Below are 15770 nucleotides of genomic sequence, written 5' to 3'. Positions count from 1 at the left end.
CGACCAGGAAGAAGGCGATCGCAGTGCGGCGACCGAACGTGCTCTGGATCAGCACCCACGACATCAACCCCCACCTCGGGTGCTACCAGGGCGTGTACCCGGGTGCCGAGTACGCCGTCACCCCCCGGCTGGACCAGCTCGCCGCCGAGGGGGTCGTCTACGACAACGCCTTCGCCAGCGCCCCGGTGTGCGCGCCGTCCCGGTCGGCCATCTACACCGGCTGTCACCCGATCTCGATCGGGACCATGCACATGCGCACCAAGGCGGTGCCCCCGCCGGAGGTGACGCTGTTCACCGAGTACTTCCGGGCGGCCGGCTGGTACACGACGAACAACTGGTTCACCGACTTCCAGGTGCAGACGCCCGGCACCGCGTTCGACGACTGCAGCGAGACGGCGCACTGGCGCAACCGGCCGACCGACGACACCCCGTTCTTCGCCACCTTCCAGGGCATGATCACCCACGAGTCGCAGATCTACCTGGACGACGAGGCCTTCGCGGCGCGCACCGCACGGCTGCTGCCGGAGGAACGGCACGACCCGGCGGAGGCGCCGCTGCCGCCGTACCACCCGGACACCCCGGTGTTCCGGCAGGCCTGGGCGCGGTACGCCGACCTGATCACCGAGATGGACCACTGGGCGGGGGAGTTCCTCGACCAGCTGGAGGAGGACGGGCTCGCGGAGGACACCATCGTCGTGTTCTGGAGCGAGCACGGGCTGGGCATGCCGCGGGGCAAGCGGTGGTCCTACGAGAGCGGGCTGCGCGAGCCACTGATCGTGCGCTGGCCGGGCGTCCTCGCCCCCGGGCAACGGCGCACGGAGATCGTCCAGCTGATGGACCTCGCCCCGACCATGCTCGAGGTCTGCGGCATCCCGGTGCCCGAGCACATGCAGGCCAAGCCGTTCCTCGACCGGGACGGCGAGTTCCTGGTGCAGAACGAGTACGCCTTCGGCGGGCGGGACCGGATGGACGTGCAGGAGGACACTTGCCGCACCGTGCGGGACGAGCGGTACCGCTACATCCGCAACCTGCACCCCGACCGCTCGGGCATGCAGCACTGCGAGTACCCCGACCACCTCGCCACGTGGGCGGAGCTCCGGCGGCTGCACTCGCTGGAGGGCAACCAGCTCGCCGCCGGGCAGGTGCGCGACGTGCTCACCCCGTTGCAGCGATCGGTGGTGGCGGCCAGCAAGCCCGCCGAGGAGCTGTACGACCTGCACGCGGACCCGCACGAGACGACTGATCTCGCCACCGACCCGGCGCACGCGGAGGTGCTCGACCGGCTGCGGCGCGCGCTGGACGGCTGGATCGAGGAGGTCGGTGACCTGGGACAGCTCCCGGAGGACGAGCTGATCGAGCAGTGGCGGCCCAGCGGGCGCCTGCGCCCCACCGATGCGCCGCAGGTGGCGGTCGAGGACGGCCGGCTGGTCGCGACCTGCAGCACGCCCGGCGCCTCCCTCGGCTGGACCACCGATCCGGCAGGGGAGACGGTCCCTGCGGGCTTCCTCGCCGGCGCCATCGGGTCGCCGGAGCAGGACGGCCGGCACTGGAGGCTCTACAGCGGCCCGGTGGACCCCCCGACCGCCGAGCAGGTCTGGTTCCGCGCGTGGCGTCTCGGTCACGAGCCCAGCGAGGACGTCGCCGTCCGCCTGCGTTGAGCGGCGGGACCGACCCGCCTCGGCAGGTAACGGTTCGGTCACATCGGCATCTCGCCGGCGAGAGGGCTTGCCCCTTACCGAATGCTCGGTAAGTTAGCTGCATCACGTGGTCCGCATCACAGCGAACCGGCGCGACCGTGCAAACCGAGGGCTCCGCTGGTTGCCCCCGGCCCCAGAACTCAGTGAGGAGTCTGTCCATGCGGAAGTCCACCGGAATCCGGCGGCGCCGAGCGGGTCTCGCCGCCGTCGCCCTGACGTCGCTGCTGGCCGCCGGCTGCAGCTCGGCGGTCAACCAGGCCGACGAGGCCGCGGCCGAGGGCGGCAGCGGGGAGTGCCAGCAGGGTGGGACCGTGGTCGCCGCGAACTCGTCGGCTCCCGAGGTCAGCCGGGTCCTGGCGCAGAGCGCGACCAACCTGATGTGGGCGCGCGCCGTCTTCGAGCCGCTGATCAACGTCTCGACCGTCGACCTGGACGACCCCCAGCCGGCACTGGCCACCGAGTGGGAGATCAGCGACGACGGCCTCAGCGCCGTGCTGCAGCTCCGCGAGGGCGTCGCCTTCCACACCGGCCGGGCGTTCACCGCGGACGACGTCGTCTTCACCATGCAGCAGGCTCTCGACCCGGCCACCGTCTCCGACGTCAAGGCGATCGTGGCCGGCTGGGAGGTGGAGGCCACCGGTGAGCACGAGGTGACCATCACGTCGCAGACCCCGCTGACCGACACGCTGGCCAGCACGCTGGCGCTCACCCCGATCGTCGACTCGGAGACCTACGCGGGGCTCGCCGACGGTTCGCAGATCATCGGGACCGGACCGTTCACCGTGGAGAGCTACTCGCCCGGCGCCGACATCGTGCTGACCAAGAACGACGACTACTGGCAGGACGGGCTCCCGTACCTGGACCGCATCGAGAGCACGACGATCCCCGACTCCACCGCGCAGGTGTCGTCGCTGCGGTCCGGCCGGGCCCAGCTGTCCAACGGCCTGACGGTCCAGGACGCCCTCTCGGTCACCGAGGGCAACCCGCAGTTCGAGCTGCTGAGCACCATCAACGGGACCTACCCGATCATCCTGGACGCCGTCGAGGACCAGCGGGTCCGCCAGGCCATCGGCCACGCCATCGACAGGGACCGGATCAACGAGCAGGTCTTCGGTGGGCGGGGGACGACCGATGGCCTCTACTGGGCCGCCGCGTCCGCGAACTACCCGGAGGACCTCACCGGTGCCTACGAGTACGACCCGGAGCAGGCACGGCAGCTGATCGAGGAGGCCGGGGCCGCCGGCACGGAGGTGCCGATCACCATCATCAACCTGCCGGTCATCGCCGCCGAGTACGAGATCATCGCCAACAACCTCACCGAGGTCGGGCTCACCCCGACGCTCACCGCGCTGGCGCCGCCGGACTACCAGCAGCGGCTGTCGGCGGGCACGGGCGGGAACTACCTCTCCCTCCGTGGTCTGAACGGCTCGCCGTCGTTCCTGCTGCAGACCAACGCCGACCTGCGGTTGGAGGGGGCGCACCGGCAGTTCACCAGCCCGGAGTACACCGAGCTGGCCACCGCGGTGATCGGGGCGACGACGGCCGAGGAGAGCGCGGAGGCCGTCCACGAGCTCACCGAGTACATGAACGACCAGGCGTTCCTGCACCCGCTGGTCACCGTCCCGGGCACGAGCGTGCAGAGCACCGACCTGCAGGACGTCGACGTGGTGCTCGGCGGCTGGGTCCCCGCCACCACCTGCTACGTCGAGTGAGCACCGGCCGGGAGCGGTCGTCCACGAGACCGCTCCCGGCCACTGCGGGCTGCCGGTGACACCCACCGACGGCACGCACCCGGACAGGACCAGCCGCGCTGCGGCCGGACATCGCCGATCCCCCCGAGGAGTGCATTCGTGAGCAAGCCCGCAGCCGTCACCAGTGTGGGTGGCGGACGGATCCGGCCGGCACCGGGCGATCCGGGCCGAACGGCCGGCGACCCCCATCGCCGCCGCCCCGCGCTCCGGTCCGGGTCAGGTCCGCTGACATGACCCGCTTCCTGATCCGGCGGATCCCCTCGGTGGCGCTGGTGCTGGTCGCCACCAGCGTGATCGCGTTCCTGCTGCCCCGGCTGGTACCGGGCGACCCGGCTGCGGTCGTGGCCGGCCCGGACGCCTCGGCCGAGACGATCGCGGCGATCCGGACCGAGCTGGGGCTCGACCGGCCGCTGATCAGCCAGTACTTCGACTGGATCGGTGGGCTGTTCACCGGCGACCTGGGCCAGTCCCTCCGGTTCAACCGCCCGGTGTCGGAGCTGATCGGTGACCGGGTGGTGAGCACGCTGGAACTCGCGCTGCTGGCGGGCCTGTTCCTCGTGGTCTTCGGCATCGGCCTCGGCGTGCTGGCCGGCTCGGCTCGTGCCCGCTGGGCCCGGGTGCTGGTGGAGGGCACCAACACAGGCCTGCTCGCCGCCCCGCCCTTCCTGGTCGGGCTGCTGTTCATCCTGCTGTTCGGGGTGGCGTTCCGGGTGCTGCCCACCAGCGGTGAGGTGTCGGTGCTGGAGGACCCCTCGATCGGGATCCAGTACCTGGTGCTGCCTGCGCTGGCCCTGGCGCTGCCGATGTCGGCGGGCGTGGCCCGGCTGGTGCAGACCCGGATGCTGGCGATCCGCCAGGAGGAGTTCATCGACCTGGCGGTGAGCAAGGGGGTGCCGCCGCGGCGGATCAGCCTGCGCCACGTGCTGCGCAACAGCCTCGGCCCGGCCGTGGTGGCGATCGGGATCCGCTTCGGCGACCTGCTCGCCGGTGCGGTCGTCATCGAGGCCATCTTCGCCCGCAACGGCCTGGGCCAGCTGGCCGTCTCGGGAGCGCAGAGCGCCGACTACACCGTCGTCCAGGTGCTCATCGTCTTCGCCGTCTTCATCGCCGTCGTCGGCCAGCTGCTCACCGAAGTCGTGCTGGCCGCCCTCGACCCCCGCGTCCGATTGGGCTGATCGACATGACCAAGGCAATCGACACGACCGACAACGGCCCCGGGGACGTCTCCGGGGACCCCGGCTCCGGACCGGTCCCCGCCGCACCCGCCGCGCGCCGTCGGCGCCGCACCGGTGGTGGTGCGTGGTCGCGGTACGCCAGCGCGCTCCGCACGCCTAAGGGCATCGCCGCCGCCGTCCTGCTCCTGCTGCTGGTGGGGGTGGCGCTGCTGGCGCCGGTCCTCTTCCCCGGCGGGTACGACCAGCAGGGCCGGGGCGCGCTGGCCGGGCCGTCGGGCGCCCACTGGCTGGGCACCGACGAGTTCGGCCGGGACATCTTCACCCGGACGATCTACGGCCTCCGGACCGACCTCTCGCTGATCCTCACCGCGGTGCCGGTGAGCATGGTGATCGGCACCGCGCTGGGCCTGTCCGGGTACCTGTCCAAGACGCTCGGGTCGGTGACCCAGCGGATCCTGGACATCATCCTCGGCTTCCCGGGGCTGATCCTCGGGATCATGATCGTGCTGGTGATCGGCACCGGGTGGCTGGCGCTGTTCCTGGCCATCGTGGTCGCCGGGCTGCCCGGCTTCGGCCGGATGGCCCGCGCCGGGCTGCTCAGCGAGGAGCAGCGGGAGTACGTGATGGCCGCCCGGGTGCTCGGCGTCAAGCGCTCCACGGTCATGACCCGGCACATCCTCCCGAACGTGGTCGACCCGCTGCTGGTCCAGGCGTCGGTGTTCATGGTGGTCGCGATCTTCATCGAGGCCGGCCTGTCCATCGTCGGCCTGGGCATCAACCCGCCCAACCCCTCGCTGGGCGCGATGCTCAACGTCGGCGCCCGGTACGTGCAGACGCTGCCGAGCTACGTCATCGGCCCCGGCGTCATGCTGCTGCTGCTGGCGCTGGCCTTCACCCTCCTGTCCGACGCTCTCAACCAGGTGGCGAACCGGCGATGACCCTCTCCTCCCAGCACTCGGGTGCGACCGCGGTGGACGCCACCGCCGTCCAGGCCCCCAGCTCCGACGTCCTGCTCGACGTGCGCGGTCTGCGCACCGAGTTCCGCACCGCCGAGGGGGTGGTCCGGGCGGTCAACGACGTGAGCTTCACGGTGCGCCCCGGCCAGGTCCTCGGCATCGTCGGGGAGTCCGGCTCCGGGAAGTCGGTCACCGCCCGGTCGATCCTGCGGATGGTCCGGGCGCCGGGGCAGATCACCGCCGGCCAGGTGCACTACCGCGGCACCGACCTGCTGACCCTGGACGACAAGGCGATGCGGGAGCTGCGCGGCGAGGAGATCGCCATGGTCTTCCAGGACCCGCAGTCGGCGCTGAACCCGGTGATGACGGTCGGCGACCAGATCGCCGAGGCGCTGATCGTGCACGGCACCGACAAGAAGGCGGCCCGGGCCCGCGCCCGGGAGCTGCTCGGGCAGGTCGGCATCCCCGACGTCGACCGGCGGCTGGACGAGTACCCGCACCAGTTCTCCGGCGGCATGCGCCAGCGGGTGGTCATCGCCGTCGCCCTGGCCAGCAAGCCCTCGCTGCTCATCGCCGACGAGCCGACCACCGCGCTGGACGTCACCATCCAGGCGCAGATCCTGCGGCTGCTCGGGCAGCTGCGCGACGAGCTCGGCATCGCCGTCATCATGATCACCCACGACATGGGCGTGGTCGCCGAGATGTGCGACGACGTCGTGGTCATGTACGGCGGCCGGGTGATGGAGCGCGGGCCGGTCGAGACGATCTTCCGCCGTCCGCAGCTGCCCTACACCGCCGACCTGCTCGCCGCGATGCCCCGCATCGACGAGCAGTCCGCCGGCCGCCGGCTGCCGGCGATCCCCGGTTCGCCGCCGGACCCCGCGCACCTGCCGCCGGGGTGTCCCTTCCAGCCGCGCTGCCGGCTGGCCGAGGACGAGTGCGCCGAGCGGGTCCCCGAGCTGCTGCCGCGGGAGGGGGCGCACCACCTGGCCGCCTGCCACGTCACCCAGCGCGGGGTGGAGATCCCGCCGCTGCGGGCGGACGAGGCAACCGGATCGGCCCGCACCAGCGAGTCGCGGCCGCTGTTGCAGATCGAGGACCTCAAGGTCGACGTCGCCGGCGACAAGCGCAGCCTGTTCCGCAAGCACGAGCCGGTCTACGCGGTGGCCGGGGTCAGCCTCACCGTGTCCAGCGGCGAGACGCTCGGGCTGGTCGGCGAGTCCGGCTGCGGGAAGTCCACGCTCGCCCGCACCATCGTCGGGATCAACCCCGCCGCGTCCGGGTCGATCACGGTCGGGGACCACGTCGTCGGGTCGAAGGAGGCCGCCGGGTCCAAGGCGCTGCGGGAGACGGTCCAGTACGTCTTCCAGGACCCCTACGCCTCGCTCAACCCCCGGCGCACGATCCGCCAGTCGCTGGAGGAGGCGCTCGCGGTGCGGGGTGTGCCCGCCGCCGAGCGGGACGCCGAGGCCCGCAGCCTGGTCGAGCGGGTCGGGCTGCACGCACGGCACCTGGACCGGTACCCGCACGCGTTCTCCGGCGGCCAGCGCCAGCGCGTCGGCATCGCCCGGGCCCTGGCGGCGCGGCCGAAGCTGCTCATCCTCGACGAGCCGGTGTCCGCCCTCGACGTCTCCATCCAGGCGCAGATCATCAACCTGCTGGAATCGCTGCGCGACGAGTTCGACCTCGGGTACCTGTTCATCGCCCACGACCTGTCGGTGGTCCGCCACCTCTCCGACCGGGTGGTCGTGATGTACCTGGGCTCCTTCGTCGAGGTCGGGGACGTCGAGTCGGTCTACGGGAACCCGCAGCACCCCTACACGGCGGCGCTGCTCGCCTCCTCGCCCGTCCCGGACACCGCCGAGAAGGACCGGGAGCGGATCGTGCTGGGCGGTGACCTGCCCAGCCCGAAGAACCCGCCGTCGGGCTGCCGGTTCCGCACCCGCTGCCCGATCGGTCCGCTCGCGCACCCGGACCGCACGATCTGCATCGAGCAGGCCCCGGCGCTGGAGCCGACCGCCACCGGTCAGCTGGCCGCGTGCCACTTCGCGGGGGAGCTGTCCCCCGCGGGGGCGCAGTCGTGACCGGCTCCTGCTGCGCGCCGGCCCGGGGGGCGGACTCCGCGCCCCCCGGCCGGCGCGCGCCGGGCCCGGTGCCCCGGGTGCCACCGGCCGGCCCGGTGGTGGGCCTGGACGCCATGGTCGAGCTGCCCGGCGGCACCTTCCGGATGGGGACGACCGACACCGACGGCTTCTCCTCCGACGGCGAGGGCCCGGTGCGCGAGGTCGAGCTGTCGCCCTTCCTGATCGACCGGTACGCCGTCCGCAACGACGAGTTCGCCGCCTTCGTCGCGGCCACGGGGTACGTCACCGAGGCCGAGCGGTTCTCCTGGTCCTACGTGTTCGCCGGCTTCCTGCCGGGCGAGCTGCGCCGGATCTCCCCGCGTCCGGACGTCACGCCGTGGTGGGCGGCGGTCACCGGCGCCGACTGGCGCCGGCCCGAGGGACCGGGCAGCTCGATCACGGACCGGGGCGACCACCCGGTCGTCCACGTCTCCTGGGACGACGCCGTCAGCTACGCCACCTGGGCGGGCAAGCGGCTGCCGACCGAGGCGGAGTGGGAGCACGCCGCCCGCGGTGGGCTCGACCAGCGGCGCTACCCCTGGGGCGACGAGCTCACCCCGGGCGGCGAGCACCGGGCCAACATCTGGCAGGGCCGCTTCCCGGTGAAGAACACCCGCGAGGACGGCTTCGCGGGCACCGCACCGGTCGATGCCTTCCCGCCCAACGACTTCGGGCTGCACCAGATGGCCGGCAACGTGTGGGAGTGGTGCGCCGACTGGTGGGGGACTGACCACCCGACCGGCCTGGTCCGCGACCCGGCCGGGCCCGCGGCCGGCCCCGGCAAGGTCATGCGCGGGGGCTCGTACCTCTGCCACGACTCGTACTGCAACCGCTACCGGGTGGCTGCCCGCACCCGCAACGAGATGGGCAGCGCCGGCGGGAACACCGGGTTCCGCTGCGCCCGCGACGCCGACTGACCCCTCCTGACCGCGGGTCCGGTGGCGTGGCCTCCCCGCCACCGGACCGGCCTCATCGACTCCCCACCCCTGGAGACCGCCATGCGCATCATCTACATCGACGTCGACACGCTGCGCGCCGACCACACCACCCCGTACGGGTACGCCCGGCCCACCACGCCCAACCTGCAGGCGCTGGCCGACCGCGGCGTCACCTTCGACCGCTACTACTGCTCGGACTCCCCGTGCCTGCCCTCGCGCACGGCGCTGACCAGCGGCGCGTTCGGGATCAGCAACGGGGTGATCGGGCACTTCGGCGAGGCGGCCCGGTACCGGTTGGACTCCGGTCACCAGCCGCATCCGGAGCGCCCGCTGCTGGGCCAGCGGCTGGGTGACCACGGCTGGTACACCGCCGCCGTCTCGATGTTCGCCGAGCGGCACCGGGCCTACCACTTCCTGGGCAACTTCCGGGAGTCGATCCGGGCGACCAACGAGATCAACGACGAGGACGGCAGCGCGATCAACCGGGTCGGGTTGGACTGGATCCGCCGGCACGCCGAGGAGGACGACTGGTACCTGCACCTGACCTACTGGGAGCCGCACACCCCGTACCTGACCGAGCCGGGGTGGACGGAGAAGGCCGCCGCGTCCGGCCCGCCGCCGGCCTGGCCGGACCAGGCCGCCATCGACGGGCACCAGGAGGTGTACGGCCCGCGCAGCGCCGTCGACCTGCACTACAGCGTCGTGCCGCGGACGTCGCCCACGCCGCACAACGCGCCGGACCAGATCCGCACCCGGGCGGACTTCGAGCACCTGATCAACGGCTTCGACGGCACGATCATGTACTGGGACCAGCTGTTCGGTGAGCTGCTGGCGACGCTGGACGAGCTCGGCATCGCCGAGGAGACGGCGATCATCGTCAGCGCCGACCACGGGGAGTCCTTCGGCGAGAACGGGTCCTACGGCGAGCACGGGCACGCCAACGAGGCGGTGCTGCGGCTGCCGCTGGTCGTCTACTGGCCCGGCGTCACCGACGACCTGCCCGAGTCGGCCCGGCACTGCGACAGCCTGCTCTACAACATCGACCTCGCACCCACCCTCTGTGACCTGCTGGACGTCCCGATCCCGTCGGGGTGGCAGGGGGCGTCCTTCGCCGACGCCGTCCGCGGGGAGGAGATCGGCTCGCGTGACTACCTGGTGCTGAGCCAGGGCGCGCACACCTACCAGCGGGCGGTGCGCACCCGGGACCACATGTACATCCGCACGTACCACCCGGGTGTCATGAAGGTCGAGTGGGAGCAGCTCTACGACGTCACCGCCGACCCGCACCTGACCCGGAACCTGGTCGAGGAGCAGCCCGAGCTGGCGGGGACGATGCGCACCCACCTGGCCGAGTGGTGGCACACCTACGCCGGCCGGCCCGGGGCGCTGCCCGACCCCATGCAGACCACGCTGCAGGTGGGGCCGACCTACTACAACGACCCGGTCATGTACGCCGAGCACCTCCGCGCGACCGGTCGAGCGCACCTGGCCGAGGACCTCGAGCGGCAGCTGTCCACCGCCGTCGGCGCCACCCCGGTCTCCTGGCACGCCTCCGAGCAGTCCTGGACACCGCAGCGCCGCGCCCGCATGGCCGCGCTGTTCGCCCAGCGCGACGACGAGCTCGACTGAGCGATCCCGTGACCCACGCCCCGAACGCAGGGAGAGGCACCCCCATGCACCGCCCGGACCAGACCCGCCCGGACCTGCCCGCCCTGATCGCCCGCCTGGACCTCAAGGCCAAGGTCCGCCTGCTCACCGGCGGGACGATGTACGGCCTGCACGCCGAGGAGGACATCGGTCTCGCCGAGATCCACCTCTCCGACGGACCGACCGGGGTGCGCGGCCTGACGTTCACCAGCGGGCCGCCGGTGACGCTGTTCCCGAACGCCTCCTTGCTGGCCTCGACCTGGAGCGACGAGGTGCTGCACGAGACCGGGCGGCTGCTCGCGGAGGAGGCGCAGGCGCAGGACGTCCACGTCGTCCTGGGCCCCACGATCAACCTGCACCGCAGCCTGCTGGGTGGGCGCCTGTTCGAGGCGTTCTCCGAGGACCCCTACCTCTCCGGCCGGCTGGCCACCGCCTACGTGCACGGGCTGCAGGAGCAGGGCGTCGGGGCCTGCCTGAAGCACGTCGTCGCCAACGAGTCCGAGACCGACCGGCACTCGGTGGACAGCGTGGTCGACGAGGCCACGCTGCGCGAGGTCTACCTGCTCCCGTTCGAGATGGCCGTCGCCGACGCGCAGCCGTGGTCGGTCATGGCCGCCTACAACCGGGTCAACGGGGTGCCCGCGACCGAGCACGACGGGCTGCTGAACGGCGTCGTCAAGGGGGAGTGGGCCTACGACGGGGTGGTGGTCTCGGACTGGTTCGCCACCCGGAGCACCGCCCAGTCGGCCAACGGCGGCCTGGACCTGGTCATGCCCGGGCCGGTCGGGCCGTGGGGCGACGCCCTGGTCGCCGCCGTCTCCGCCGGTGAGGTGGACGAGGCGGTGGTCGACGACCACCTGCACCGGCTCCTGCTGCTCGCCGAGCGGGTCGGGGCGCTCGGCGCCCCCCGGCCCGCGCCCGCCGGGTTGCCCCGGCCGGACGGCCGGGTGCGCCGGGAGCAGCTGACCAAGCTGGCGGCCCAGGGCATGACCCTGGTCCGGAACGAGCGGGCCACGCTGCCGCTGGAGCGCGGGACGACCGTGGCCCTGGTCGGGCGGCACGCGATCGACACCATCTGCATGGGGGGCGGGTCGGCGCAGGTGCGCGCGGTCCACCAGGTGAGCGTCGAGGAGGGGCTGACCGCGCTGCTCGGTTCGGCGGTCCGGGTGGTGGACGGCGTCGAGGTGCGCAGCCGGGCCGTGGCCGCCCGCGCGGGCACGGTGCTCGACCCGGTGACGGGGGAGGGCGGCGTCCACGTGGTGCTGCTCGGCGCCGACGGCGAGGTGATCGAGGAACGGCACGAGCGGACGGCCAGCAGCATGATCGGCGTCGACGACGACCTGCCGGCGCCGGTGACCGAGGCCCGGTTCCGTGCGGTGGTGCCGCGGGGCGGCGAGCTGCAGCTCGGGGCGCTCGGGGTGGGCAGCTGGCGGTTCGCCGTGGCCGGGGCCGAGGTGGGCCGCATCGAGCTGCGACTGTCGTCCGACGACGCCGGCGAGGCGATCCTCCGGCCGCCGTCGGGCACCGTCCTGGCCGAGGTGCCCGACGGGGCGCTGGTCGAGGCCACCGTGGACCTGCGCTCGGCCAGCGGCCTGGGGCGTCCGGGTCGGATGGCGGGCGCCGGGCTCTTCGGCCTGGTCGCCGGCCCGGCACCGCGGGACCCGGAGCTGGTGCTCGGCGAGGCGGCCGCCGCCGCGCGGGACGCCGACGTCGCCGTCGTCGTCGTCGGGCTCACCGAGGAGGAGGAGACCGAGTCGGTCGACAAGGCCACCCTCGCGCTGCCCGGTGACCAGGACGCCCTGGTGCGCACCGTCGCCGCCGCGGCCCGGCGCACCGTGGTCGTCGTCAACGCAGCGACCCCGGTGCTCATGCCGTGGCTCGAGGAGGTGGACGCCGTGCTGGTCGCCGGGCTCCCCGGGCAGGAGGCCGGTCACGCCGTCGCCGCGGTGCTGCTGGGGGACCGGGAGCCCGCCGGCCGTCTGGTCACCACCTGGCCGGTCGCCGACGGCGCGGCCCCCGCCTGGTCGGTGACCCCGGTCGACGGCCGCCTGCCCTACGCCGAGGGCGCCTTCCTCGGTCACCGCGGGCACGCGGCCGGCCGGGCGCCGGCACCCGCCTTCTGGTTCGGGCACGGCCTGGGCTACGGCCGCTGGCAGTACACCGACGCCCGCCTGGTCACCGGGCCCGAGCGTCCCGGTGCGGCGGTCACGGTGACCAACACCGGCCTCCGGCCCAGCCGCGAGGTGGTGCAGGTCTACCTGCGGCCGGCCGATCCGGAGCAGCCCGTCCGGCTGGCCGGCTGGCAGGCGGTGACCCTGGCGCCGGGGGAGAGCCGGGCGGTCGAGGTGCCGACCGACCCGCGGATGTGGCGGCGCTGGGACGTCGCGACAGCTGCCTGGGCGCAGCTCCCGGTGACCGGCGAGCTGCTGCTCGCCCGCGGCCTGGGCGACGTGCGCGCCGCCCTCCCGCTCTCCGACGACTGACCGACCGCCACCTCCAGGAGGAACTCCGTGCGCGCCATCGTCCTGATGTTCGACAGCCTCAACCGGCACATGCTGCCGCCCTACGGGGACACCTTCGTCGACGCACCCAACTTCGCCCGGCTGGCGGAGCGGACCGTCACCTTCGACGACTTCTACGCCGGATCCATGCCCTGCCTGCCGGCCCGCCGGGAGATGCACACCGGCCGGTACAACTTCCTGCACCGCAGCTGGGGTCCGCTCGAGCCCTTCGACGACTCGATGCCCGAGCAGCTGAAGCAGGCCGGGGTGCACACCCACCTGGCCACCGACCACCAGCACTACTTCGAGGACGGCGGCGGCGACTACCACACCCGCTACTCCACCTGGGAGTTCTTCCGCGGCCAGGAGGGCGACCCGTGGAAGGGGGTCGTGCCGCGGCCCACCGACCCGGTCGTCAGCCACCCCGGACCGCCGTTCTACCAGGCGATGCGCCGGCAGGACGTGATCAACCGCAGCTACATGCCGACCGAGGCCGACCACAACCAGACCCGCACGGTCGACGCCGGGATCCACTTCCTGGAGACCAACGCCGACGCGGACAACTGGCTGCTGCAGCTGGAGCTGTTCGACCCGCACGAGCCGTTCTTCACCCACGAGGAGCACAAGAAGCGCTACGCGCACGAATACGACGGCCCGGAGTTCGACTGGCCCGGCTACCAGAAGGTGACCGAGCCCGCGGCGCAGGTGGAACACGCCCGCTACGAGTACGCAGCCCTGGTCTCGATGTGCGACGCGTCACTGGGCCGGCTGCTGGACTTCATGGACGGCCACGACATGTGGGCCGACACGATGCTGATCGTCAACACCGACCACGGGTTCCTGCTGGGCGAGCGGGGCTGGTGGGCCAAGGCGGTGATGCCCTGGTTCAACGAGCTCGTGCGGCTGCCGTTCTTCATGTGGGACCCCCGCACGGGCGAGCGTGGCACCCGCTGCGGCGCACTGGCCCAGACCATCGACATCGCGCCGACGCTGCTCCGCTTCTTCGGCCTCGAGCCGACCGCGGACGTGCAGGGCCACGACCTGGCCGAGGTGCAGGCCGCGGCCCGGTCGCTGCGCGAGGGCGCGCTGTTCGGCGCGCACGGCGGGCACGTCAACGTCACCGACGGTCGCCACGTGTACATGCGGGCACCGGCCGAGGCGGCCAACGCCCCGCTCGATGAGCACACCCTCATGCCCACCCACATGCGCAGCCGGTTCGGGGTCGACGAGCTCACCTCCTGGGAGCCCGCCGAGCCGTTCTCCTTCACCAAGGGGCTGCGCACCATGCGGGTGCCGGCCGCCGGGGCCCGGAGCAACCCCTGGGTGCACGGCACGCTGCTGTTCGACCTGGCCACGGACCCCGGCCAGGAGCACCCGCTCGCCGACGACGACGTCGAGCTCCGGATGCTGCGCCTGCTGGCCCGGCTGATGCACGACAACGACGCCCCGGCCAGCCAGTTCCAGCGGCTGGGCATCCCGTTCGACGAGGAGGCCGGCGTCGAGCACCTGCTGGTGCGCCGGCAGGCCGACCGGGCGGCGGCGACGGCAGAGCCCCTCCCGCCGCTGGCCGAGCTGCCCGCGGTCGACCTGCTCACCGAGCCGCTGCTCCGGCTGCTCCAGGACGACCGGGCACGGGCGGTGGTCGAACGTCACGCCCCCGAGCTGACCCAGACCGAGCTGCTGACCATCCCGCCGAACATGGGGCTGCTGGGCATGGCCCGGGCGGCGATGCTCCCGGCGGCGACGTTGCGGGCGCTGGCGGCGGACCTCGCCGGGAGCCTCGCCGCCCGCTGACCGTCAGCCGGCCCGGTGGTCCGCGGCCTGGACCACCGTGCCGGCGGCGAGCAGCGCGTCGACGTCGGTGATGCCCCAGTCCGCCAGTGCCGTCCGGGTGTGCTCGCCGGCACGGGACGGCGGCCGGTCCAGGGCGGCCGGGGTGCGGGAGAACCGCGGGGCGGGTGCCGGCTGGACGACGCCGTCCCGCTCGACGTAGGTCTGCCGCGCCGCCAGCTGCGGGTGGTCGCGGGCCTCGGCGAAGGTGAGCACCGGGGCCACGCAGGCGTCGCTGCCGGCGAACACCTCGGCCCACTCGTCGCGGGTGCGCATGCGGATCGTCTCGGCCAGCAGCCCGCGCAGCGCCTCGCGGTCCACGCCGGCCCGGTCGGGCACCCGGTCGGCCAGGCCCAGCCGGTCGAGCAGCTCGGCGTGGAACTGCGGCTCCAGCGCCCCGACCGCGAGGTGCCGGCCGTCGGCGGTCTCGTAGACGTCGTACCAGGGCACGCCGGAGTCCAGCAGGTTGACGCCCCGGGTGTCCTGCCAGACCCCGCCGGCCAGCATGCCGAGGACCATCGTCGCCAGGTGCGCGGTGCCGTCGACGATCGCGGCGTCCACCACCTGGCCCCGGCCGCTGCCGCGGGCCTCCAGCAGCGCGGCGAGCACCCCCACCACCAGGTACATCGCCCCGCCGCCGAAGTCGCCGACCAGGTTCAGCGGCACCTGCGGCGGCCCGCCCGCCCGCCCGATGGCGTGCAGGACGCCGGTGACCGCGATGTAGCCGATGTCGTGCCCGGCCGTCGTCGCCAGCGGGCCGTCCTGACCCCAGCCGGTCATCCGGCCGTAGACCAGGCGCGGGTTGCGGGCCAGGCAGTCGGCCGGCCCGATGCCCAGCCGCTCGGTGACCCCGGGCCGGAACCCCTCGAGCAGCACGTCCGCCCGCTCGGCGAGGCGCCGGACCAGCTCCGCGCCGTCCGGGTCCTTGAGGTCAACGGCCACCGACCGCCGCCCCCGGGCCAGCAGGTCGTGCGCGGCGGACGGCGTGGGCGGCCGCGCGCCGGGACGGTCGATCCGCAGCACGTCGGCGCCCAGGTCGGCCAGCAGCATCGCCGCGAACGGGGCCGGGCCGAGGCCGGTGAGCTCCACGACGCGCAGCCCGGCGAGGGGTCCGGTGGTCACCGGAGAACCTGACGGCACCGGGGCACCGGT

10 protein-coding genes are annotated in these 15770 nt (G+C 73.3%); 9 read left to right on the top strand and 1 reads right to left on the bottom strand.

The features are described 5' to 3' along the window. The first annotated feature begins 23 nt into the window (after positions 1–23). From FB380_RS18080 to FB380_RS18040, 9 genes are all read left to right on the top strand, one after another. The gene (locus tag FB380_RS18080) at positions 24–1658 is read left to right on the top strand and encodes a sulfatase family protein (protein ID WP_166756726.1); all 1635 of its coding nucleotides are present in this window, start codon (positions 24–26) and stop codon (positions 1656–1658) included. A 197-nt stretch (positions 1659–1855) separates the two neighbouring features. Continuing rightward, positions 1856–3409, top strand: coding sequence for an ABC transporter substrate-binding protein (locus tag FB380_RS18075; protein WP_166756725.1), 1554 nt, complete (start codon positions 1856–1858; stop codon positions 3407–3409). 269 nt (positions 3410–3678) lie between these two features. Further along, a complete protein-coding gene (locus FB380_RS18070; protein WP_166756724.1) occupies positions 3679–4623 on the top strand; it encodes an ABC transporter permease in 945 nt (314 codons plus the stop codon). 5 nt (positions 4624–4628) lie between these two features. After that, a complete protein-coding gene (locus tag FB380_RS18065; RefSeq protein WP_166756723.1) occupies positions 4629–5561 on the top strand; it encodes an ABC transporter permease in 933 nt (310 codons plus the stop codon). Continuing rightward, positions 5558–7663: a dipeptide ABC transporter ATP-binding protein gene (locus tag FB380_RS18060; RefSeq protein WP_166756722.1), complete on the top strand. Its 2106-nt coding sequence runs from the start codon at positions 5558–5560 to the stop codon at positions 7661–7663. The genes FB380_RS18065 and FB380_RS18060 overlap by 4 nt, the downstream gene beginning before the upstream one ends. Before the next feature lie 77 nt (positions 7664–7740). Continuing rightward, on the top strand, positions 7741–8619 hold the full coding sequence (locus FB380_RS18055; RefSeq protein ID WP_229682218.1) for a formylglycine-generating enzyme family protein: 879 nt from the start codon (positions 7741–7743) through the stop codon (positions 8617–8619). 81 nt (positions 8620–8700) lie between these two features. After that, positions 8701–10269 (top strand): sulfatase family protein, encoded by a 1569-nt coding sequence (locus FB380_RS18050; RefSeq protein ID WP_166756721.1) that lies wholly within the window; start codon positions 8701–8703, stop codon positions 10267–10269. Positions 10270–10313: 44 nt separating this feature from the next. Then, entirely contained in the window at positions 10314–12770 is a 2457-nt protein-coding gene (locus FB380_RS18045; RefSeq protein WP_166756720.1) for a beta-glucosidase family protein, read from the top strand. 27 nt (positions 12771–12797) lie between these two features. Next, a complete protein-coding gene (locus FB380_RS18040) occupies positions 12798–14582 on the top strand; it encodes a sulfatase (protein ID WP_166756719.1) in 1785 nt (594 codons plus the stop codon). A 3-nt stretch (positions 14583–14585) separates the two neighbouring features. Here FB380_RS18040 and FB380_RS18035 read toward each other — a convergent pair whose 3' ends face one another. Then, positions 14586–15740 carry a CaiB/BaiF CoA transferase family protein gene (locus tag FB380_RS18035; protein WP_166756718.1) on the bottom strand — a complete coding sequence of 385 codons (1155 nt, stop codon included), beginning with the start codon at positions 15738–15740 and terminating at the stop codon, positions 14586–14588. Between the last annotated feature and the right edge of the window lie 30 nt (positions 15741–15770).

Source organism: Modestobacter marinus (assembly GCF_011758655.1).
GTDB lineage: Bacteria > Actinomycetota > Actinomycetes > Mycobacteriales > Geodermatophilaceae > Modestobacter > Modestobacter marinus.
Note: the sequence above shows the minus strand (reverse complement) of the source record. Positions and strands in the feature narration are given on the sequence as shown.

What these genes read in the sequence shown, in the direction of transcription:
- FB380_RS18070 (WP_166756724.1), top strand. Translation starts at nt 3,679, where the DNA reads ATGACCCGCTTCCTGATCCGGCGGATCCCCTCGGTGGCGCTGGTGCTG.
- FB380_RS18045 (WP_166756720.1), top strand. Translation starts at nt 10,314, where the DNA reads ATGCACCGCCCGGACCAGACCCGCCCGGACCTGCCCGCCCTGATCGCC.
- FB380_RS18060 (WP_166756722.1), top strand. Translation starts at nt 5,558, where the DNA reads ATGACCCTCTCCTCCCAGCACTCGGGTGCGACCGCGGTGGACGCCACC.
- FB380_RS18065 (WP_166756723.1), top strand. Translation starts at nt 4,629, where the DNA reads ATGACCAAGGCAATCGACACGACCGACAACGGCCCCGGGGACGTCTCC.
- FB380_RS18050 (WP_166756721.1), top strand. Translation starts at nt 8,701, where the DNA reads ATGCGCATCATCTACATCGACGTCGACACGCTGCGCGCCGACCACACC.
- FB380_RS18075 (WP_166756725.1), top strand. Translation starts at nt 1,856, where the DNA reads ATGCGGAAGTCCACCGGAATCCGGCGGCGCCGAGCGGGTCTCGCCGCC.